25 protein-coding genes are annotated in these 19,510 nt (G+C 61.0%); all 25 read left to right on the forward strand.

The features are described 5' to 3' along the window. Nucleotides 1-304: 304 nt before the first annotated feature. Nucleotides 305-1,729: a hypothetical protein gene (locus BR24_RS14320; protein WP_496542160.1), complete on the forward strand. Its 1,425-nt coding sequence runs from the start codon at nt 305-307 to the stop codon at nt 1,727-1,729. A 241-nt stretch (nt 1,730-1,970) separates the two neighbouring features. After that, nucleotides 1,971-2,573, forward strand: a complete 603-nt coding sequence (locus BR24_RS14325; RefSeq protein WP_496542161.1) for a DUF2335 domain-containing protein — start codon at nt 1,971-1,973, stop codon at nt 2,571-2,573. Nucleotides 2,574-2,669: 96 nt separating this feature from the next. Further along, the gene (locus BR24_RS14330) at nt 2,670-3,548 is read left to right on the forward strand and encodes an FxLYD domain-containing protein (RefSeq protein WP_496542162.1); all 879 of its coding nucleotides are present in this window, start codon (nt 2,670-2,672) and stop codon (nt 3,546-3,548) included. A gap of 668 nt (nt 3,549-4,216) precedes the next feature. Further along, nucleotides 4,217-4,498 carry a hypothetical protein gene (locus tag BR24_RS14335; RefSeq protein WP_018125719.1) on the forward strand — a complete coding sequence of 94 codons (282 nt, stop codon included), beginning with the start codon at nt 4,217-4,219 and terminating at the stop codon, nt 4,496-4,498. Further along, nucleotides 4,491-5,285: a BRO-N domain-containing protein gene (locus BR24_RS14340; RefSeq protein ID WP_496542163.1), complete on the forward strand. Its 795-nt coding sequence runs from the start codon at nt 4,491-4,493 to the stop codon at nt 5,283-5,285. The genes BR24_RS14335 and BR24_RS14340 overlap by 8 nt, the downstream gene beginning before the upstream one ends. A gap of 146 nt (nt 5,286-5,431) precedes the next feature. Continuing rightward, nucleotides 5,432-5,971: a hypothetical protein gene (locus BR24_RS14345; protein ID WP_496542164.1), complete on the forward strand. Its 540-nt coding sequence runs from the start codon at nt 5,432-5,434 to the stop codon at nt 5,969-5,971. After that, nucleotides 5,964-7,949, forward strand: coding sequence for a terminase gpA endonuclease subunit (locus tag BR24_RS14350; protein WP_496542165.1), 1,986 nt, complete (start codon nt 5,964-5,966; stop codon nt 7,947-7,949). The genes BR24_RS14345 and BR24_RS14350 overlap by 8 nt, the downstream gene beginning before the upstream one ends. 2 nt (nt 7,950-7,951) lie before the next feature. Beyond that, nucleotides 7,952-8,143, forward strand: a complete 192-nt coding sequence (locus BR24_RS14355; protein ID WP_496542166.1) for a helix-turn-helix transcriptional regulator — start codon at nt 7,952-7,954, stop codon at nt 8,141-8,143. A 144-nt stretch (nt 8,144-8,287) separates the two neighbouring features. Beyond that, nucleotides 8,288-8,602, forward strand: coding sequence for a hypothetical protein (locus tag BR24_RS14360; RefSeq protein ID WP_496542167.1), 315 nt, complete (start codon nt 8,288-8,290; stop codon nt 8,600-8,602). Nucleotides 8,603-8,614: 12 nt separating this feature from the next. Next, entirely contained in the window at nt 8,615-9,634 is a 1,020-nt protein-coding gene (locus tag BR24_RS14365) for a hypothetical protein (protein ID WP_496542168.1), read from the forward strand. 130 nt (nt 9,635-9,764) lie between these two features. Further along, nucleotides 9,765-9,989 (forward strand): DUF6148 family protein, encoded by a 225-nt coding sequence (locus BR24_RS14370; RefSeq protein WP_496542169.1) that lies wholly within the window; start codon nt 9,765-9,767, stop codon nt 9,987-9,989. Beyond that, nucleotides 9,986-11,461 carry a phage portal protein gene (locus BR24_RS14375; protein ID WP_496542170.1) on the forward strand — a complete coding sequence of 492 codons (1,476 nt, stop codon included), beginning with the start codon at nt 9,986-9,988 and terminating at the stop codon, nt 11,459-11,461. The genes BR24_RS14370 and BR24_RS14375 overlap by 4 nt, the downstream gene beginning before the upstream one ends. After that, the gene (locus BR24_RS14380) at nt 11,451-12,707 is read left to right on the forward strand and encodes a S49 family peptidase (protein ID WP_496542171.1); all 1,257 of its coding nucleotides are present in this window, start codon (nt 11,451-11,453) and stop codon (nt 12,705-12,707) included. The genes BR24_RS14375 and BR24_RS14380 overlap by 11 nt, the downstream gene beginning before the upstream one ends. Before the next feature lie 8 nt (nt 12,708-12,715). Beyond that, the gene (locus tag BR24_RS14385) at nt 12,716-13,087 is read left to right on the forward strand and encodes a head decoration protein (protein ID WP_018125709.1); all 372 of its coding nucleotides are present in this window, start codon (nt 12,716-12,718) and stop codon (nt 13,085-13,087) included. 9 nt (nt 13,088-13,096) lie between these two features. Then, entirely contained in the window at nt 13,097-14,098 is a 1,002-nt protein-coding gene (locus BR24_RS14390) for a major capsid protein (protein ID WP_496542172.1), read from the forward strand. A gap of 2 nt (nt 14,099-14,100) precedes the next feature. After that, complete coding sequence (locus BR24_RS14395) at nt 14,101-14,433, forward strand: hypothetical protein (RefSeq protein ID WP_496542173.1); 333 nt, start codon at nt 14,101-14,103, stop codon at nt 14,431-14,433. Nucleotides 14,434-14,504: 71 nt separating this feature from the next. Further along, nucleotides 14,505-14,981: a phage holin family protein gene (locus BR24_RS14400; protein ID WP_496542174.1), complete on the forward strand. Its 477-nt coding sequence runs from the start codon at nt 14,505-14,507 to the stop codon at nt 14,979-14,981. Further along, nucleotides 14,978-15,520 carry a glycoside hydrolase family 108 protein gene (locus BR24_RS14405; RefSeq protein WP_496542175.1) on the forward strand — a complete coding sequence of 181 codons (543 nt, stop codon included), beginning with the start codon at nt 14,978-14,980 and terminating at the stop codon, nt 15,518-15,520. Before BR24_RS14400 ends, BR24_RS14405 begins: the two co-directional genes overlap by 4 nt. After that, nucleotides 15,520-16,095 carry a hypothetical protein gene (locus tag BR24_RS14410; RefSeq protein ID WP_496542176.1) on the forward strand — a complete coding sequence of 192 codons (576 nt, stop codon included), beginning with the start codon at nt 15,520-15,522 and terminating at the stop codon, nt 16,093-16,095. The genes BR24_RS14405 and BR24_RS14410 overlap by 1 nt, the downstream gene beginning before the upstream one ends. A 22-nt stretch (nt 16,096-16,117) precedes the next feature. Continuing rightward, on the forward strand, nt 16,118-16,300 hold the full coding sequence (locus BR24_RS14415) for a hypothetical protein (protein ID WP_496542177.1): 183 nt from the start codon (nt 16,118-16,120) through the stop codon (nt 16,298-16,300). 3 nt (nt 16,301-16,303) lie between these two features. Continuing rightward, on the forward strand, nt 16,304-16,651 hold the full coding sequence (locus BR24_RS14420) for a hypothetical protein (protein WP_496542178.1): 348 nt from the start codon (nt 16,304-16,306) through the stop codon (nt 16,649-16,651). Beyond that, a complete protein-coding gene (locus BR24_RS14425) occupies nt 16,648-17,319 on the forward strand; it encodes a hypothetical protein (RefSeq protein ID WP_496542179.1) in 672 nt (223 codons plus the stop codon). Before BR24_RS14420 ends, BR24_RS14425 begins: the two co-directional genes overlap by 4 nt. A 3-nt stretch (nt 17,320-17,322) precedes the next feature. Continuing rightward, the gene (locus BR24_RS14430) at nt 17,323-17,760 is read left to right on the forward strand and encodes a hypothetical protein (protein ID WP_496542180.1); all 438 of its coding nucleotides are present in this window, start codon (nt 17,323-17,325) and stop codon (nt 17,758-17,760) included. A 9-nt stretch (nt 17,761-17,769) separates the two neighbouring features. Next, nucleotides 17,770-19,176 (forward strand): phage tail tube protein, encoded by a 1,407-nt coding sequence (locus tag BR24_RS14435; protein WP_496542181.1) that lies wholly within the window; start codon nt 17,770-17,772, stop codon nt 19,174-19,176. After that, nucleotides 19,177-19,449 carry a hypothetical protein gene (locus tag BR24_RS14440; RefSeq protein ID WP_496542182.1) on the forward strand — a complete coding sequence of 91 codons (273 nt, stop codon included), beginning with the start codon at nt 19,177-19,179 and terminating at the stop codon, nt 19,447-19,449. Nucleotides 19,450-19,510: the final 61 nt, after the last annotated feature.

Consider the following 19,510-nt stretch of genomic DNA (forward strand, 5'->3'; position numbering starts at 1 on the left):
AAGGTCATTGTCGGCAGCAATCTCCAAGCAGCTGTAAAGACTTTGATTTTGTTTTCTTCTTTTGACTCTAATGATCTTAGAGACCTTTTCAGAAGAAAAGGGAAATCATTTATTAATAATAAGAGAGCCAAAAGAGGGAAAAATCACGGCAAAAGGGTCTGCAAGGTCACTTCAAATCCGCAACGCACCAACAATACGTCACTTTTTCGAGTGACTCCAGCGGTGAGAATCGTCACCCCAAGGTCTCAAAGGTCGAGGAACCAGACCTCTGCGCGGAAATCCTATGAGGTAAGGGGGGGCGGCAATGGGTAAGGCCCTTGATTGGCTCGGCCCGGACGGCTGCCGGTCGGTGTCCATGGGGCTCCTTCGGGACTCCAAGGATTGCGGGAGTTACATCCTTGCCCGGTGCCCTTTCCACGGCGAGGAAACACTTGGCGCATTCCGCTACTACCCGGACCGTGACGACGCAGTTTGCCATGGATGTCAGCACAGCTCCGATTTGATCGGCGTATTCAACGTGGTGAACGGCATGGACGAGGATTCCGGTGATGGCTTCCGCGCCTTTCGCGACCGCTATGCTGCCGACCAGCCAATGGAACCGGCGGATCGGAAGCCTCGCCCGAAGCGGCAGGTATGGGCGCCTTCGCCGGGGGAATCTCCCCGTCGAAGGTGGCAGCGTCAGGCGTACAAATTCTTTGAGTTCTGCCGCCGCAAGATATGGGATCATCCCGACGTGCTGGAATGGCTGGCATCTCAGCGGGGTCTGGATGCCAATGCGGTCAAACGGTTCGCCATCGGCTGGAACCCGAAGCGCGCGTATCGCCCCAGGGCGGCGTGGGGACTCCCGGCCAAGTATTGGGAGGACGGACGCGAACGGAAGCTGATGATCCGCAAGGGGCTTGTCCTATGCCGCTTTGCCGGCGACGAACTTATCCGCCTGCGCATCCGTCGCGCAGATGACGAAAGCGGCCCCAAATACTGCATGGTGGACGGCAGCAAGAACCGTCCGGTTCTGATCAATCCGGACTCCCCTGTCTTCGTTGTGGTGGAGAGCGAGCTCGACGCCTACCTCGTGGCTGAACGATGCGGTCCCGGCATAGGGGTCTGCGCCATGACGGCCGTCAAGATCAAGCCCGACAGCGAGATGCACGAAGCGCTGTTGCAGGCTCGCCGCATCCTTGTGGCTCTGGACGCCGAAGAGCGCGTGGCCCGTGAAGCATATGAGTGGTGGGAAGCCACGTACGGCGGCCGGGTCAAACGGTGGCCGGTGCCGCAAGGAAAAGATCCGGGCGAATATTTCGCTGACCATGGCGGAGACATCGCCGCATGGGTTTCCGCAGCCCTTTCACCGGGACTTCGCGCCATCATTGAACGTAAGGCGGGAGTGCGCAAGGCCGGCGTCGCTCTCTCGTCCTCTCATCCAGAAGAGTCTCCGAAAGAGAAAAAGTTTCGTCAGGCTGTCGAGGACGTCCGGCGCCTCATGGGCGACGCTTTGGCTGACGATCTCATCCGTTTCCGCGAACTCTATCCACGCTGCCCGGTCAAGCTCTGCTCACTGCCCGACAGGTCGATGCAGTGGGTGGAACTGACTGACGCGCGGTGGATCCGCGAGAACCCGGAGCTGGCTGCGGAAGTTGATTCCCTGGCGGTCCGCGTCTTCGAGGTCATCGAATTCTATTGGCCGGAACTGATCGTGGAGAAGCGGGAAATGACGCTGACGCACGAATAGCGTGCGAAGTGTCCACAGAAAACCGGACTTGACTCCCTTCGAATTTGTGCTTTACTTGATAGTCATTGGACGTCACACACAACTTTCATGCATAATCTGGAGCGTGATTCCATGCCTACCCGTAACCTGTTAGGATTTTTCGTTGCCGCACTTGGCGGGATGGTTGTCCTTGCACACAGGAAAAAGGGACCGAGTCGAGTCAAGCTTGACAAGATGGCGGCCGAACGGCTCAGCCTGTCCGATGGCGAGAGACTTCGAGCAGACTACGAGAAGGTCGGCAACGACATCCGGAAAGCAATACGACAGCAACATCATGTCTAATCGTAACAAAAAGCAAAAGACCCAAAAGGCCCCGTCCACCGTCCAGAAAGGCGGGGCGGGGTCTTCTCAATCTTCGAGCGGCGAGGGACAACACTCCCTGATGATGGCTCAGCAGGTAACTCACTACGAAGGGCCGATCCCCGACCCGGAGACCCTGAACCGTTATGAGCAAATAGTTCCCGGCACGGCCGAACGCATCATCGCCATGGCCGAAAAGGAACAAAGCCACCGCCACGAAATCGAATCCACGGTTGTCTCGGCCCAGACGAGCGATGTCCGAGACGAACGCAAAGCCGAAGCTCGCGGACAATGGTTCGCGCTTTTCTTCTGCACCATGGCCATAGCGGCCGGGACTTATTCCATCCACGCAGGACATCCCGGATGGGGCGTCGTTCTCTGCGGCGCAACGCTTGCTTCCGTTGTCGGTATTTTCATCACCCGGCGTAACGGCAAAAACGACACTCCCCCCAACCATACCGCCGATCCGACACCGACGGAACAGGCTGAATCGGAACAGCAATAACCCCACCTGACCGGGCACCCCCGAATTCGGATTGCCAAGCAATACGCATTATTCTATCTTCCATGCGTTTTTCACACAATCGACGTGGGAGGTGTCATGCGGATAGTCGGGTTTCTTCTGTTGGTGGCCTTTTTCACCTTCAGTCTTATTGCACCACAACTGTTCGGCGACGAGCCCCGTGAAGCCACGGACGCGTCTTTTTCGCAGCAAGACCATGGTCAGAGTAAGCGTACAAGATTCATAGACAATATCGGGAAAGAGCTTGCCGCAGGAAAGGCGCGGCTTGTGCGGGATACTATCACCCAACAGTACCCGGACCCCAAGGAATACCCAGAGGTACATGGTGTCTGGCAGCAAGAGTCTGCCGAGCGCATTCGTTTTCTTCGGAAGCGGATTGCAAACACCCCCTCCGCAAAGAAGCGGGTGGACGATCTGGATGAGCTTCGCTTCCTGCTGCCAGAAGACAAGGACGTCCAGAAACGGTGGGAGCAGGAGAGAGCCAAACTGGAAAAGCAACTCTACCGAAAGGCAAGAGCCCTTCCCGCAAGTGATGTTCTCGACAATTATCTAGCCTACCGGGAACTATCCCGGCTTTTCGACAAGCCTCTCTACGCCAAAAAGACGCAGCACTACCAGAAAAAGCTGGCGGAAAAGCGTCGGCGAGAAGCGAGGATAGCCAGCAGCGACCTTGAACTGCTTTCGTGGGAGTGGTTCACAGAAGGCAGGTATTTTCACGTCAACGGGAGAGTCAAGAACATCTCCGGGAGAAGGCTTGAGTACGTGAAGGTGCTGATATCCTTTTTCAACTCTAATGATGAATTCATCACTTCCGACTATTCCTATCTTGAACTGACGACACTGATGCCTAACCAAATATCCCCATTCAAGCTCATGGGGCGCGCCAACCCTCAAATGCATACAGCCAGAATACAGTTTGCGACGAGAGGGGTGGAGTTGCAGTATTACAAGAACTAAGGGGTGACGGATTAATGAATCAACACGGAGGTAACCATGGGCATTGAATCTTCAACGGCATACTGCCCGCAATGTGAAGACCACGTAAAAATCACACGGCACACACCAAATCATCTGTTTCACCTTTTGCTCTCGGTGCTCACATGCGGGCTTTGGATACTGGTTTGGGGGTCCACCTCTATGGACAAGAAGTCATGGCGATGCGACCGTTGCGGAAAAATTTGGGGGCGGCTCGAACGATTGGGGCCTCATAGGCGCAATGATTGCCAAGAAACCGAGCACGACAGGCCCACCCACATACAGATGCCCTTTCTGTCGTGAAGCGATTCGACAGGACGCTATTCTTTGCAAGCACTGTCATCAAAAGCTTGAGGGGCAAAATCGTCCTATGCAGGACGGCTGAACCTTCCCTCTTGACATCCATGACGGTTTGTGGCGAGTTGTTTGCTACGGAGCGTAGCAACTCCAACAGGCGGACACCGCCACCCCGTCAGACGCGGTTTTTTTGTGCCCTTCCTTGGGCACGTGCATCCAGACCTGTTTTTTGCCGGGAGTGGGGATATGTCCAGGGCTTCGGCCTAAAGTACCCAGCCTCGCCTGTTGAGGTGCTAACTCCCGGCTTCTTTCATATCGAAAGGAGTCATTAGCAAACAACAGGAGTTGCCACCATGGGCGAAAAAGACATCTACGACAGCCCGCACCACCGTTTTCAATCATTGGACATGTATCTGTACGGCCTGATCCAGCCGCTGCAATGCCTCGGGGACACCCTGCGGGGCAGCGAGGCAGACGTCGAAAGTGTTCGCGTTCTGCTGGGCGAAATGGTGGACAAGCACTGGAACAGGCTTGCGGAGACCTTCGAGGCCATCGAGGAACAGTTCGGACCGATCGCCCTCTGCACCACATCAGAGAAGCCCGTCGCCCGTTCAAGGGAGGCTGCCCATGAGTAGCGTGCTTCCGTTCGATTTTGACGGCGACGCGGTGCGGGTGGTCATGCGCGAGGACGAGCCGTGGTTCGTGGCGAAGGATATTTGTGGGGTTCTCTCCATTGGGAAGCATCGCGATGCCGTGTCTCGACTTGAAGACGATGAAAGGGGGTCGGTAGTAGTGGACACCCTTGGCGGCTCCCAGAAAGTCTCCGCCGTTTCCGAGTCCGGCCTTTACGCCCTGATCTTCACCAGCCGCAAGCCCGAAGCAAGGCGGTTTCGCAAGTGGGTCACTTCCGAGGTGCTGCCCGCCATCCGCAGACAGGGGCGATACGAAGCTGCCGGTCACGCGGGAGCCATCCCTTCTGCATCATTGCGACTCAAACCAGCGCTTCGGGCTCAGGCCATGCATACCGCCGTGCAGACCGCCAAGCTCGGCGATGGCTGCGAAGAGGACGTGAAACGCCTGTACGCCGAGTTCTGCCACCTGTTCAGCGCCAAGAGCGATCCCGCCGGAGAACCCCATGGCCCGTCGGACGGTCCGGGGGAACTGGTGCGAGAGTTCATAGCCGCACATTACGAGGTGGTAGACGTCGTCCGAGGCACCATGCCGCGACGACTCAAGACTCAGGCCATCCACCTGTACAAACGGTTTGTTGACTGGTGTCGTGAGGAACAGGGCATTGAGCGTGACGCCGTTCCAAGCCACAACACCTTCGGCCGCCACCTCAAACAGGTGCCCGGCGTGGTGCAGGTTTCGCCAACCAGCCGCGTATTCTACAACCTCGTTCCCACCGCCGGTGGCGATTGACCGCCGAATTCATACCCACGCCCTCACAGGCCGGTGACGCTTCCCGCATCGCCGGCCTTTTGTTTTCTTCACAACAGTCATCCGGAAAGGTTGAGTCTCAGCCCGCCCAGCCGCTATGAATCGCGAAGAACCCCAAGGAGTGACGCATGGACATACCGGATCACCTCACCAAGGCCGAGGCTCTTCGCTGGCTGAGCTCCCGATACAAAATAGGAAAGTCCAAGTTCTACAAGGACTGTAGCGCCGGGACCGTGGAGGTCCTGCCGGACAAAACCATCCCTCCCGCCTCGCTGCGCCAGTACGCCACTACCCTCAAGCCCCTTGACGTCCCTCCCGAGAAGGAAGCGGACGATTTTCCGGTGGACGAATGGCAGCAGCGCAAGCTCATCGCCAGCACGCTCCGGGAGGAACAGCGGCAGCAGCGAGAGGCGCGGGAACTGGAGATTCTTGAGGGCAAGCACATCCCCCGCGAGGATCACTACCTGGAAATGGCAGGCGTGGTCACCGCCATCGAATCGCTTGTGAAGCAGCGCTTTCAGGATGACGCGGCCAGACTCATCGAGGCGGTCCGCGGAGACCTTGAGCGTGAGCACGAATTGAAGAAGCTGCTGGACTCCATCCTTGACGAGGAACTGACGCAACTGGCTACGAGCGGCAGTCTGGAGGTCATTTTCAGCGATGCTTAAACCTGTTCCCGCCCAGAAAGGAAAGAGCAAGGTCCGCCGGGTGCGGGTCACTCCGCCAGATTGGCTGCCCGAGTCCGTGCGAACCCTGTGCCTAGAGGCGCAGCGCCACCGTTTCGGCCTTGGGCATCAGGTGCGAAAGGTCATGCGCAAGCGTCGGCGCGAACCCATCAGCAAGTGGGTCGAGCACGCCCGCGTCCTGTCGATGAGCTCGAAGCCCGGACCATGGCGCAATTCGCGCACGCCCTACCTCACCGGTATCATGGAGTCGAGCTTTCATCCGGCGGTGCAGGACGTGGCCGTCATCAAGTCCCCTCAGGTCGGCGGTTCGGAATTCGTCAACAACTGCATCGGCTACGCCTCCAGCTTCGACCCGGGCCCGGGCATGTTTGTCTACCCTGACATTGAAACGGCCAAAGACAACAACCGCGAACGCATCACTCCCATGTTCGAGGAATCCCCGGAGCTCCGCGACCTGCTCTCCGGCAGCGATCATGACAAGACCGGGATCAAGCTCAAGCTCGTGGGCATGCCGCTCTACATGGCGTGGGCGCGGTCGGTGTCCCGACTCGGAAACCGCCCTATCCGCTATCTGGTGCTGGACGAAGTGGACAAGTATCCGCGCCTGACCAGCAAGGACGAGGCCGACCCCATATCGCTGGCGCTGGCCCGCACCACGACCTACCGCTACAACAAGAAGGTTTGGCGCATCAGCACCCCGACCACCGAGGACGGGCCGATCTGGCTGGCGTGGAACAACGCGGTGGCCCGTTTCGAGTTCTGGGTGCGCTGTCCCGAGTGCGGCATGTTCCATGTCATGGCCTTCGACCAGATCAAATTTCCCGAAGACGAACGAAACCCCGAAGTCATCAAGAACAAGGCGCTTGCCTGGTACGAATGTCCCCACTGCGGCGGTTTCTGGGATGATTCGGCTCGCGACCGCGCGGTCCGCGCCGGACAGTGGCGAGAGCAATCCACGGGCATGGAGCTGACGCAGCATCTGCGGCAGGCCGAACCCAAGTCCGTGGCGTTCCATATCCCGGCGTGGCTTTCGACCTTCGTCTCCCTGTCCGAATGCGTTTACTGGTTCCTCAAGGGAAACGACAAAAAGAACCGGCAGCGCTTGGCCCACCTGCGTCACTTCATGAACGCCATCAAGGCGGAGCCGTGGCAGGAGTATGAGATCCAACGCGACGAAGACCGCATACTGGCACTGTGCGACAGCCGCCCACGCGGCCGCGTGCCCGCCACGCCCGAAGGCGAACGGTCTCTGATCGCCGGACTCGTGGCCGGCGTGGACACCCAGAAGCGCGGTTTCTACTACTCCATACGCGCGTTTGCCTACGGAGAGAACTGGGAGAGTTGGCTGGTGCGCGCCGGTCAGGTCGTTACGTTCGAGGACCTGACGTCCGTGCTCTGGGGCTCGGAATACCGGGACGCCGACGGCAACGTGCACCCCATCCGGCTGACGCTCATCGATGCCATGGGAGACCGGACGCGCGAAGTCTACCAGTATTGCGCCGGACACCGGGGCAAGATCATGCCCATTCAGGGCAAGCAGTATCTGGCGGCCACGCCGGTCAAATATTCGGACATCGAATACTACCCCGGCACGAAGAGCCGCATCCCGGGCGGGCTGAGCCTGATGCAGATCGACACGACCTTTTTCAAGAACGACCTCGCTGCGGCCATGGCCATCGAGCCGGGCGATCCGGGCATGTTCCACCTGCACGCGGACACGTCTCAGGACTACGCCCAGCAGCTCTGCGCAGAATGGTTCGATGAGGAAAAGCGCGTCTGGCTCTGTCCAGACCACAAGGACAACCATTACTGGGACTGCGAGGTGTACGCGAGAGCCGCATGGTATGCGCTCGGCGGTCCCTTCCTCAAGCGGCCCGGCTCCGCCCCCAAGCAACCCACAGCCCGCCCGGCCAGACAAGGTTCTCTGGTGGGGACGCGCCCAACCTGGTTTTCGAGGTAATCATGACGCACGAGGATCCGGCTCTGAACTACAAGACGGTTTGCAAGATGCTGAACATCGGCAAAAGCGCATTCTATGAACTGTTGAACGAGGGTGAGTTCCCCAAGGCCTTCCGGGTGGGCAAAAACCGGGGCATCCGCGTGCCGCTCTCGGATGTGGAGCGGTTCAAGAAGCGGAGGCGGATCGGCTGCTGACCCCTTGAAAAAAAACAAAGTTGCGGGTATCCACTTTTTACCGCCTATACGTTATCAGGCGAACGCAAAGAGATTGGATCACCGCACAGTCGAGGCACCCGGCCTGCCCGTCCGTGCACGAAACCGGGCCGCCTCGGACCTGCCATGAAAACGCTGCTCCTCTCGACGGCGCTTCTTTTCATCTTCTCGGCCTCGGCCTTTGCCGGAGGCCCCTGCTACACCAAGAAAGGCTATGTCTTCGCGGCCTCGGAAGAACTGTTCGACAAGGCGATGCGCATGATCTCCCAGAAGGATCGAGCCGCTTTCATGAAGCTGGCAAAGACGGGACTGGTGGGGATCACGCGTGACGGTGTGAAGGTTTTCCGTGAAGACGTCACGTGGGACGGGATGTGCGAGATCCGTCCGGCCGGTGAGACCGGAACTGTGTGGACGAATATTGAAGCTGTAGAATGTAACTAAGCGGAGCGAACTATGTCAGAAGAACTCTCAAAACTCGAAGAAGCCGAAAAAAGTCTCATAGAGGTGCAACAGTTTGACGTCCAAACCTTGCCCAGAGTGGACCAACTCGGAAGCGAGATGGCGCTGACTGATATAGTTCCACACGCCCAGCGCCTTGTTGATTTTTTCAAAAAACTGTCCCCTTCTGCTCTTGAAGACTTCCCTACTCAACAACTTGACATAGTAATACAAGACACGACTGCAACTCTAAACCGCTTCAACACTGCACTAGAATTCAAAGCTTCAGCTGGAGAGAATGCTCGCGACCAACTAATCAACGCTGTTCGCGATGCTTACATTGGGATATTTCAACGCCTTAGCCCTCTTATTTCATATTCTCTACACCGCAGTGCTGACTTCGAAGCGTTAGAATCCAAATCTTTAGCATACCTTCAAAAGCTCAAAAATGAGATGGATTCTGTCAATGTTGAAATAAGTACAAAGAGCAATGAAGCAGACGAGGTTCTTAAACGAATCAAAGAAGCGGCTGCAGAGCAAGGAGTTACACAGCAGGCGAAATTCTTTAAAGACTCAGCGACAGAAGAGGCTGGTAATGCCAATACTTGGTATAAGCGCGCGTTATTCTGTGCGGGCGCTCTCATCTCATATGCAGTTCTGACTTTCGGTTTTCATAAGATACCATTCTTGACTCCTGATTCTACATTTGAGGCTGTCCAGTTGGTCGTTAGCAAAGTATTGGTTTTCGGTGTGCTCACCTATTCGCTTTATTTCTGTGCCCGCAACTATTTTTCTCACAAACACAATTATGTTGTGAACAAACATAGACACAACGCTCTCATTACCTACAGGGCCCTTGTGGATGCGGCCGGAGATACTGCTAGCACCGATACGATTCTCGTACAGGCAGCATCGTGCATCTTCTCGCCCCAATGCACTGGCTATAGTTCAAGCTCAGATGGGGTTGGAGGAGCCGGATCTGCGGTGGAATTCCTGATGAAACCCATGGCACAATCCGCCTCCGAAAGTAGTTAAGCCACATAAAAGCCATTTCCAACGGCCGGGTGAGAACCCGGCCTTTCTTTTCTCATATTTCCGTCCATGGGTTCCGTGTGTTCCGTGGGTTCCGTGACAATCACAGGCCACGAGCATCAAGCTCCGGGGCATGAGCGTATGGACCAGACAGGAACTCGTTGAGCTGATCGGCGTCTACAAGAGCGCACTCAGGCGCGTGGCGGCGGGTCAGACCGTGGAGATCGAGGGCGAGAGCTACACGCTGGCCAGCATACGAGGGCTGCGCAGTATGCTCGACTATGCCGAGGACGAGCTGAACAAGCTCGACGGCAAGCCCGGCGGGTTGACCATCGTTTCGGGGAGGCCCGTGCGATGAGCTTTCGCAAGCTGAAATCTCCCGCAATTCGTCCGCGCGGCCGCCGTCCGGTTCGTCGCCCCGCAGGCCGCTACGGCACGGGCTACACCGGCTGGGCGCCGCATCATGTCATCTCTCCCCACGAAGAGGCTCTGGAGCGCAGCCTGATCCAGCGCCGGGCCGAGGAGCTCGTGGAGTCGGACCCGTTCGCGGCCGGAGCCATCGAGTCCACCGCCGCCAACGTCATCGGCCGGGGGCTACGCGCACAATCCTCCCTCCCCTACCGCCTGCTCGGCATTCCCGAAGACGAGGCCATGCAGATTCAGGCGGACATGGAAGCCGCGTTCGAGCTGTGGCAGACCGAATCCCACAGCCGCGGACTCGCCACGTTCGGCGACCTGCAGTTCATGAACATCTCCACCATGCTGTCGCTCGGCGACTCCGTTTTCCTGCCGCGCATGTCCAAAGCGCCCGGCAGGACCTTCGGATTCTGCCTGCTCGACCTGCACCCCCAGCGCGTGGCGACGCCCGCAAACATGCAGACGCGAACCGACATCATCGACGGCGTGGAGATCGACGACGACGGCCGCCCGGTGGCGTACTGGGTGGGCAACCCGCCCAAGGGCACGCCCGCCGCCACCCTCAGTTCACCCGACTTCGAACGGGTCCCCGCCCGTCGCGGGCACTGGCCCGGCTTCATCCACTGCTACCGCTACACCCAGCCGGAAATGTACCGCGGCCGCAGCGTGTTTTCCTCGGGCGCAAAACTGCACCGCCAGCTTGATACGGCGCTGGACTACAGCCTCATCGGCCAGATCATCGCCGCGTCGTTCCCGGTGTTCATCTCTTCCCAGAGCGGCCCGCCGACCCTGCCCGCGCTCGAAGGCCAGCAGGATTTCGGCGCCGAGGAATATCCCATGGTGCAGGAATACGCGCCGGGACAGGTCATCTACGGCCGCCCGGGCGACGACGCACGCACGCTTTCGTCCAACATTCCCGGTCCGAATTTCGTGGAATTTTCCAAGGTGGTCCTGCGCGCCATGAGCGCCAGCCTGAACATCCCCTACGAGGTCCTGAGCAAGGACTTTTCCGAATCCAACTATTCCAGCGCCCGCGCCGCAATGCTTGAAGCGTGGCGCATGTTCCAGATTTACCGGGCCCACGCCGGTGCCCACTTCGCCCAGATCTGCTGGAACTGCGTGATCGAGGAGGCCTTTCTGCGCGGCATGTGGTCCACCGGCTCCGGTCCTGACTTCTACGAGGCCCGTCAGCTCTGGACGCGCGCCCGCTGGATCGGTCCGGCACGGGGCTACGTGGATCCGGTCAAGGAAGTCGTGTCCTACATCAAGGGTCTTGACGCCGGCATCTTCACGCTGGCCGACGTGGCCGCCGAACAGGGGCAGGACTGGGAAGACACCGTGGACCAGCGCAAGCGCGAAAAACAGCGTCTCCATGAGGCCGGTCTGAAGGAGGAAGATGACAATGCAGCCTGATCCCACCGACCTGTTCGGCTCGTCGTGGGCCATCACCGAGGACGCCCTTGCCGGAGTCCTGCACGCCGTCCGTGACAAGGAAACGGCGTCGCTGGTTTTCCCGGGAAGCGATGCGGAAACGGTGCCTTACAAGGTGGATGGCGGCGTGGCCGTGATCCCCGTCACGGGCAGCCTCTCGCCGCGCTCGTGGTTTCGTCAGTCGTACAGCGGCATTCGCAAGTCCGTTGCGGCGGCGCTGGAGGATGATTCGGTCCACGCCATTCTGCTCGACACGGACTCCCCGGGCGGGACCGTGGCCGGGGTGTACGAACTTGGCGAATACCTGCGCGAAGCGAACGCGCTCAAACCCGTCTACTCGCTGGCCAACAGCCAGATGACCAGCGCGGCCTACTGGATAGGCAGCGCCGGCGGCCGCGTCTACGCCAGCGCCCCCACCGCCTCGGTCGGCTCCATCGGCGTGCTCCGCCTGCACATGGACTGGAGTAAGTTCAACGACAAGGTGGGCATCACCCCTACCTGGCTTCACGCCGGTGCATACAAGGCGCTTGGCAACCCCGACGAACCCTTGAGCCAGAAAGCGCGCGACTGCATGCAGGCCAGCCTTGACGGCAACTACCGCCTGTTCGTGGAGACCGTCGCCCGGAACATGGGGCTGGCCGCGGAAAAGGCAGCCAACTGGGCGGACGGACAAGTTTTCCGAGCTGAGGACGCTCTCGGACTCGGCCTGGTGAAGGGCATCATGCCCAAGGAACAGCTCATCAAACTCATCAAGGAGGAGACCATGGGCAAAACGGCAAAGGAATTGCGGGCCGAATACCCCGAGGCGGTCCGCGAAATCGTGGCCAGCGTCAGTCAGGACGAACAGGCCAAGGTTCGCAAGGAGCTGGACGAGGCGGTGACCAAGGCCGCCACCGATTCCACCGAACGCGTCATGAGCATTGTCGAAGCCCTGCTCGATGAAAAGGCAAGCGCACGCATCAAGGCCTGCGTCAGTGCCGGTCTGAGCGCTGAACAGATCACCGCGCTCGGTATCATTCCGCAGAAGGACGGGCCGCAGCAGAGCGGGGAGGAATCGTCCAAGCAGGCCCCGGACGCGCAGCAGCCCGAAGACGCTCGCGCTTCCATCCTGCAGGGGCTGCAGGCCGCCATGCAGGACAACGTGGACCCGGGCGGCGCACGCGCTGACAACGCAGAGGCGGCCCGCGAGGCCGGTATCGACCGCATGGTCAAGCACGCAACCCGCTAGGAGGAGACATGAACTACGGCGTCGAATCCATATCCCGCGTTGTCAGAAAACTCGTGGGCGACCATCAGCCCATCATGGACAGCGTGCAGCTCAAGTCCACCGGAGCCGAGTACACGCTCGAATCCGGCACCGTGCTCGGAGTGATCACCGCCGAGGACAAACACGTGCAGCTCGATCCGGCGGCCGCGGACGGCAGCGATGCCGCTGTCTGCGTTCTGGCCATGGACGTCACGGTTCCCGCGGCCGGCGACGAGGCGGCACCCGTCTACATCCACGGCGAGATGCTTGAAGACGGCCTGATCTGGCCCGACGGCATCACCGAAGCCGAGAAGAAAACCGCCATCGCCCAGCTTCGCGGCGTGGGCCTGTTCGTGATCTAGGAGGACGCGATGACTATTTCGTACAACCCGTTCGACATCTACACCATGATGGGTGTGGTGGAGCGGTTCCCGCATTTCCCGGGACTGTTCAAGGAGCTGTTTTTCAGCAGGCGCAATGCGCTTGAGACCAATACCGTGGAACTGGAGCTCGTGGTCGGCGGCAAGGAAGTGATCCCTGTCGTCTCCGAGGTTTCGCGCGGTAAGGTCGTGGACGCCACGTCTCGGGAAAGCCGCATCGTCAAGGCGCCCCGGCTGCGTCCCAAGCTCCCCTATTCCGGGGTGGACCTGCTCAAGGAAAAGGTCCCGGGAACCGCGCCCAGCAGCCCCGGCGCTCCGATGGACCGCGTCGAAGCCAAGCTGGCCGCCGATCTCAAGAACCTCGACGACCGGCTGGAGCTGACCTACGAACTGTACTGCGCCATGGCCCTGACCGGCGAGATCACGCTCAGCGGCGAAGACGCCAAGGTGCACATCGACTACCTCATGCCCGCCGACAACAAGCTGGCCCTGTCCGGCACCGCCCTGTGGTCCGATCCCGGCGCCGACCCCGAGGGCCAGTTCGAGGACTGGTACAACGTGATCCTCGAAGCCTCCAGCTGCGGCATGGATACCGTGGTGCTGGGCACCAACGCGTGGAAGCATTTCCGCGACCGCATCGCCGACAAGCTGGACAACCGCCGCCTTGACGTGGGCGAACTCTCGCCCCGCGTCAAGAGCCTGTACAAGGGCAACGTCAACGGCGTGGACATCTACGTCTACGGCGGCACGTATCAGGAGGACGGCGTGGCCAAGCAGCTGCTGCACCCGGACTATGCCGTGGCCGGCAGCCGCAGCTCCGACAACTCCATCGAGTTCGGCCTGCCCAACGACCTCAAGTGCCCCGGCCCCTGCGAGAAGTTCGTCAAGACGTACGAAGAGAACGACCCCTCCGCGCTGTTCGTCCTGATGGAATCCCGCCCGGTGCCGCTGCCCAAGAACCCCGGCGCGTTCATGTACAACAAGGTGGTGTAGCCATGGCCAAAACCAAAAAAGTCAAGCTGCTCGCGACCCTGTTTGACGGCGAGTACAAGTACGCCGCCGGAAAGGTTCACCCCCTCCCCGTCAACGAAGCCGACCGCCTGCTCAAGGATGGACTGGCCGCCTTGCCCGGCGAGGACGATTCGGCCACTCCCCCCATGTCCGCCGAGACGGCGGACATGATGGCCAAACTCGACAGTGCCAACGAAACCGCCAGAACCCTCAAGGCCGAGAACGAGGACCTGAGGGCCAAGCTGGACGAGGCCGTGGAGTACGCCAAGGGGCTGGAAGCGCAGCTCGCCAACGGAACCCCCGACGACAAGAGTTAACCTCCGTACCATCCCCGCCTGCGGACACGCCACCCCCATGGTCCGCAGGCGGGGGCAACCCCGGAGCGGTCATGCAAAGCGACAGTTTCCTCGACGCCATCCTCACCCTGCGCGCCCTCTGCGCTCCCGTTGCCGATCAGTTCGGCCTCAAGGCCATCGGCGGCACCTGCCTCGGCGTCGTGGGCTGGCTGCTCGGCGGGTTCGACCTGCCGTTCGGCGCCCTCACGATTCTGTTCTGCGCCGACTATCTGCTGGGCTTTTCGCGCGCCTTTTACAAGAGGCGGCTGTCGCTGGCGAAGATGCGCAAGGGCATCGGCAAGTTTCTGCTCTACGTCATCGCCGTCGCCATTGCCCACGTGCTGGATCTGGCCATTTCCACGAGTTGGCTCCAGAGCCCGGCGCGGGACCTGATGATCGCGTATCTGGCCATCAACGAATTTCTCTCCGCAGCGGACCATCTCGCCGCGCTGGGCATCCGTCTGCCCGCGTGGCTCATGGAGCGGCTGCGCCACTGCCGGGACTCCGGCGACCCCAGGAGGGCTTTATGAACAGTCTCGAATACGCACTGACCTTCGTGCTTGAGCACGAGGGCGGCTATGTGAACGACCCTGACGATCCGGGCGGGGAAACCAAATTCGGCATCTCCGCACGGGCGTACCCCGACGTGGATATCGCGGCCCTGACCCGTGCGGGCGCCAAGGAAATATATCGCCGCGACTACTGGCATGCCCAGAACTGCGACCAGATGCCCGCCCATGTGGCGCTGGTCATGTTCGACACGGCGGTCAACCTCGGTCTCCGTGCGGCCGGTCGGCTGCTCCAGCGCAGCATCAACGCCCAGTTCATCGACGGCGAGGTGGTTCCGTCGCTGGTGGTGGACGGCGTGATCGGCACCCGCACCCTCGGCACCATGGACTTCTACGTCGGCAACTCCCGCACTCGCTCGCTGTTGCTGGCCAAGGACGTGCTGCTCAACCGCATGGACCATTACCGGGGCATCTGCCGGGAGCGTTCCGCAAGCATGAAATACCTGCTCGGATGGACGAGGCGCGTCACCGAGCTCAACCGCAGACTGCAGGAGGTCTGATGCAAAAGAATCTGTTGCAATCGAAAACCGTCATTTCCAGCCTCGCCGGAATGGGCGTGCTGCTGTTCAGCCTGTTCGGCCTCGATGTGCAGGCGGGCGAGCTGGAAAAGATCCTGACGTTGCTGGCAGCCGTGGCGACCACCGTCGGGACGATCTACGGCCGCATCAAGGCCAGGGACAAGGTGGTGGCGGGCAAGCCCGACAAGACCGGGCTCGGCGTCCTGCTCCTTATCGTCACGCTGGGACCCGCCCTTTCCGGCTGCGCGCTCAAGAACCTGCCGCCCCACGAACAGGCCGTGGCCGTGACCGACGAAATCACCACGGCCTTTGAAAGTGTCGATACGCAATACCGCCAGCTGCTGCCGCAGGTCGAACCCGACACCCGCATACGGCTCAAGACGGATGTGGCCCCGCTGCTCAACCGGACAAAGACCGTCCTCGTGCTGCTGCGCAACGCCACCGACACGTGGCGATACTCCCGCACGCGTCCCGGAGACTGGCCCGTCCTGCTGGACAAGGCCCGGTCCCTGCTGACGCAGGCCAAGGCGGCGATGAACCGAATCCTCGGAGGATAAGACAATGTCGGAGGACAGGACCATGGAAGTATTGCTGATGATCAAAGGTGCGCTCAGGGTCGGGGCCACGTTTGCCCAGATAGCCGCAGCCCTGACTGACGACGGCTACACCGTGCCGACGCCCGAGGAATACAACGCCCGGACCCGCGAGCTGGAAGCCCTGCCCGATCTGGAAGAGCTGCCTGCCACGGAACGCGAGGGCTGATGCATGCTGACGTCCGATCATGCCCAGTCCATGCTCGACGAGTGCGGCCGCGCGGTCGATTACGTGGCCGAGACCGGTGAAGCGGTGCCCACCCGAGCGGTGGTCACCGTCTTCGGGTTCGGCTCTGCCCCGTCGGGGTTCGATGCCGAGCTGTTCGACGGGCTGGGGTATCACGCATCGTTTCGCCTCGCCGTGTCGGATCATCCCGAGCCTCCCGTGTACGGCGACGAAATCGAATTCGAAACCCGGCTGTACGAAATCCGTCAGGTGGATGCCCTGCCCCGGACTTCGACCCCGATCTGGTGGCGCCTGCGCTGCGTGGCCGAACAACGTGGGAGCAGCCCGGCATGAGCAGCTGGAGCGATTTCGAGGGATACCAAGGCACGGTCCGTTTTCCGGTCAAGGGCCATCAGGGCAAGACCGTGCTCCGGACCTATCCCTTTTACTCGTCCCACCGGGGCGGGGCCCGCGTGGCCATCCGGGACACCACGGCTCCGTTCATGGCCTTTCTGGTGCGCACGTTCCCGTCCGAGTTCAACCGCGCTCTCGGGTCAGCGGGTTGGTGGTTGCAGCAGGAAATCAAGAACACGGTCTACGACGAGGATCCGCCCGGCGAGAACTGGCCCGAACTGTCCGAGATTCAGCAGCAGCGCGTTCTCGATGATGCGAAGGGGCACTTCCGGCAGCCCGCCACCCACGCATACGGCCAGCTGGTCAAGGCCGTCGGCTACCGCCGCGACAAGCGGCTCATGCGCGTACGCGTCGGCTGGCTCTCTCCGGCAGCGGCCCGGCGCGCGTGGTCATTGCAGCGCGGCTTCAGCACGCGCGTCACGGACAAGATGCGGCGGTTCTTCGGCGCGGCCGGGCTGCCCATCCCGGCGGAGGACACCATCGAGAGCCCGCCCCGCGATCTGATCACCCCGGTCTACGAGGGGACGCGAGACGAGATTTTCGAGCGGATCGAGCAGAAGATTTCCTACTACCTCGGCAAATCCAGCCGGGCTTTCGCTTTGAGGTAACGCATGGACAGCTACGAAATCGCCAAAAAATGGGTCGCAGCATTGCAGGATTTTCCCGCGCTGCAGGACTTCTGCCGGGACACGCTCGGCGGCGAGCCCGTGCTGATTCTGGGCTTTGATCCCAGAGCGCCCCACGGCAGCGGGGATGCGCCGTACATTGCCGTGGTCCCGTTCGCCGACCGCGACGGTTTCGAGCGCAGCACGGCCCGCAGGACCGTGCTGATGGCGCTCGGCCTGAATTGCCGTGAACGCGACGAACTGGCGAACGGATACGAGGTTCGCGGCTACGGCCTGATCCGCCGCTTCGAATCGCTGGCGCTTGATGCGCTGGAAGGGTGCGAAGCCGCACCGTCGTCCTGGGAGGGAGAGACCTCGCGCCCGGGCAAACATCTCTTTGAGCGCCACCTGATTTTCGAGGTGGTCGAGGACAACACCATTTAGGAGGACACCATGGGTAGACAGGCAAGAGGGTACAAAAGCGCGGTGACGGTGGACTTCGAAGCCGCCTACGGCGTGCGGCCCGGCGTCAAAAAGGCGTTTCGGGTCCCGGTCCGTTCGTTTGAGGTGGCCGAATCGCGCGACCAGACGCCGGACGAAATCCTGACCGGCTCACGCAACCCGGTGGCGCCGGACGAAGGACTCACCGACGAGCGCGGCAGCGCCGACGTCCCCGTGGACGCGCATTCCTTCGGCATCTGGCTGCGCGGCCTGTTCGGCCTGCCGACCACCGAGCCCGTGCCTGCCCTGACGCTGGACGCGGGCAACGCCGTGGACAAGGGGGCCGGCAAGGTGGGCCTGCCCGCCACCGGACACGGCCTTGCGGCAGGCGCTCCCGTGCTCATCTCCGGCACCACCGGCTACGACGGCGCGCACTCGCTGGCCACCGAGACCACGGACAACGAACTGGTGATTGCCGCCCCCTATGCCGCCGAAGCGTTCGACGGCACCGAAACCGTCCAGCTGGCCCGGGTCGTGACGCTGCTCGGCGATGCAGCGGATCGCGGCGACGGCACGGTGGCGCTGCCCAGCAAGGGGCACGGCCTGCCGGTCGGCGCGCAAGTCGTCATCACCGGCACGGTCAATTATGACGGCACGCACGTCGTGGGTCGGGGGTCCGGTCTGGATGCAATAGTGATCACGGCCGCCTTCGTCGAAGAGTCGTTCGACGACACCCCGACCGCCAGCGCCGGCTTCTTCGATCACACCTATGTGGTGGTTGACGACATGCCCAGCTTCCTCGCTGAGAAGGCTTTTCCGGACCTGCCGCTCTACGCCGTGTGCGAAGGCCTCAAGCTCAACTCGCTGGGCCTGAGCGTAGGCGAATCCGGTGCCATGTCGGCCAGCCTGGATATCGTCGGCCGTGGCGAAACCGACTCCACCCAGCCCTATGACGCCTCCGCCGTCCGCCTGCCGCTGCACAAGTTCCAGCAGCGTCAGGCGCGGATTCTCGAAGACGGCGTGCTGCTCGCCGACCGGCTCAAGACGTTTTCGCTGGACGTGTCCAACGATCTGGACACCGAGGACGGCTACACCATCGGCGCCGACGGCCGTCGCGGCTCTCTCTCCGAGGGCCTCATGACGCTGTCCGGACAGATGACCGCGCTGTTCAAGGACACTCGGTTTCTCGAAGCATCCAACACCGGCGAGCGCAAACGGCTGGAAATCCTGCTGGTGAACAGCGGCTACCAGCTGTCCCTGTTGCTGCCCGAATGCCTGTATCAGCGAAACACCCCGGCCATCTCCGGGCCCAAGGGCGTGAAGGAAGAGTTCAGTTACAGCGCCTTCCACGACGTTGCCTCCGAAGGCAGCGGGCTCGTGGTGCGGCTGCGCAACGAAATCAAGACCTGGGAGGAATAGATGCCCAAGACCATTCTGCTGCCGGACTGCGGCAAGACCGTTGAACTCAAGGGGCTCGGCTTTGACGAGGCCACGGAAATTCTGCGCCGCCGTGAGGACGAGGCCGAACTCGATGTGCTCGAAGCGCGCGAAAACGTGCGGCGCATGGTGGAGAATCTGTACGGCGAGGAGCTGTTCGATGAGATTCGCCAGTCCAACCGCGACGTCATGCTGCTGGTGTCCGAGACCCAGCGCCACACGTTCACCCTGCCCGAGCTGGCGGAAAACTCCTAGCGGTCTGGCGTTGGGTCGCGGACCCGGACCGAGCTGCCTACTGCGACACATGTAACGGCAC

It is taken from the genome of Pseudodesulfovibrio halophilus DSM 5663, assembly GCF_059568665.1.

Excerpts from the sequence above, each read along its gene's own strand:
- BR24_RS14320 (WP_496542160.1), top strand. The coding sequence starts at position 305 with ATGGGTAAGGCCCTTGATTGGCTCGGCCCGGACGGCTGCCGGTCGGTG.
- BR24_RS14325 (WP_496542161.1), top strand. The coding sequence starts at position 1,971 with ATGGCGAGAGACTTCGAGCAGACTACGAGAAGGTCGGCAACGACATCC.
- BR24_RS14330 (WP_496542162.1), top strand. The coding sequence starts at position 2,670 with ATGCGGATAGTCGGGTTTCTTCTGTTGGTGGCCTTTTTCACCTTCAGT.
- BR24_RS14335 (WP_018125719.1), top strand. The coding sequence starts at position 4,217 with ATGGGCGAAAAAGACATCTACGACAGCCCGCACCACCGTTTTCAATCA.
- BR24_RS14340 (WP_496542163.1), top strand. The coding sequence starts at position 4,491 with ATGAGTAGCGTGCTTCCGTTCGATTTTGACGGCGACGCGGTGCGGGTG.
- BR24_RS14345 (WP_496542164.1), top strand. The coding sequence starts at position 5,432 with ATGGACATACCGGATCACCTCACCAAGGCCGAGGCTCTTCGCTGGCTG.
- BR24_RS14350 (WP_496542165.1), top strand. The coding sequence starts at position 5,964 with ATGCTTAAACCTGTTCCCGCCCAGAAAGGAAAGAGCAAGGTCCGCCGG.
- BR24_RS14355 (WP_496542166.1), top strand. The coding sequence starts at position 7,952 with ATGACGCACGAGGATCCGGCTCTGAACTACAAGACGGTTTGCAAGATG.
- BR24_RS14360 (WP_496542167.1), top strand. The coding sequence starts at position 8,288 with ATGAAAACGCTGCTCCTCTCGACGGCGCTTCTTTTCATCTTCTCGGCC.
- BR24_RS14365 (WP_496542168.1), top strand. The coding sequence starts at position 8,615 with ATGTCAGAAGAACTCTCAAAACTCGAAGAAGCCGAAAAAAGTCTCATA.
- BR24_RS14370 (WP_496542169.1), top strand. The coding sequence starts at position 9,765 with ATGAGCGTATGGACCAGACAGGAACTCGTTGAGCTGATCGGCGTCTAC.
- BR24_RS14375 (WP_496542170.1), top strand. The coding sequence starts at position 9,986 with ATGAGCTTTCGCAAGCTGAAATCTCCCGCAATTCGTCCGCGCGGCCGC.
- BR24_RS14380 (WP_496542171.1), top strand. The coding sequence starts at position 11,451 with ATGCAGCCTGATCCCACCGACCTGTTCGGCTCGTCGTGGGCCATCACC.
- BR24_RS14385 (WP_018125709.1), top strand. The coding sequence starts at position 12,716 with ATGAACTACGGCGTCGAATCCATATCCCGCGTTGTCAGAAAACTCGTG.
- BR24_RS14390 (WP_496542172.1), top strand. The coding sequence starts at position 13,097 with ATGACTATTTCGTACAACCCGTTCGACATCTACACCATGATGGGTGTG.
- BR24_RS14395 (WP_496542173.1), top strand. The coding sequence starts at position 14,101 with ATGGCCAAAACCAAAAAAGTCAAGCTGCTCGCGACCCTGTTTGACGGC.
- BR24_RS14400 (WP_496542174.1), top strand. The coding sequence starts at position 14,505 with ATGCAAAGCGACAGTTTCCTCGACGCCATCCTCACCCTGCGCGCCCTC.
- BR24_RS14405 (WP_496542175.1), top strand. The coding sequence starts at position 14,978 with ATGAACAGTCTCGAATACGCACTGACCTTCGTGCTTGAGCACGAGGGC.
- BR24_RS14410 (WP_496542176.1), top strand. The coding sequence starts at position 15,520 with ATGCAAAAGAATCTGTTGCAATCGAAAACCGTCATTTCCAGCCTCGCC.
- BR24_RS14415 (WP_496542177.1), top strand. The coding sequence starts at position 16,118 with ATGGAAGTATTGCTGATGATCAAAGGTGCGCTCAGGGTCGGGGCCACG.
- BR24_RS14420 (WP_496542178.1), top strand. The coding sequence starts at position 16,304 with ATGCTGACGTCCGATCATGCCCAGTCCATGCTCGACGAGTGCGGCCGC.
- BR24_RS14425 (WP_496542179.1), top strand. The coding sequence starts at position 16,648 with ATGAGCAGCTGGAGCGATTTCGAGGGATACCAAGGCACGGTCCGTTTT.
- BR24_RS14430 (WP_496542180.1), top strand. The coding sequence starts at position 17,323 with ATGGACAGCTACGAAATCGCCAAAAAATGGGTCGCAGCATTGCAGGAT.
- BR24_RS14435 (WP_496542181.1), top strand. The coding sequence starts at position 17,770 with ATGGGTAGACAGGCAAGAGGGTACAAAAGCGCGGTGACGGTGGACTTC.
- BR24_RS14440 (WP_496542182.1), top strand. The coding sequence starts at position 19,177 with ATGCCCAAGACCATTCTGCTGCCGGACTGCGGCAAGACCGTTGAACTC.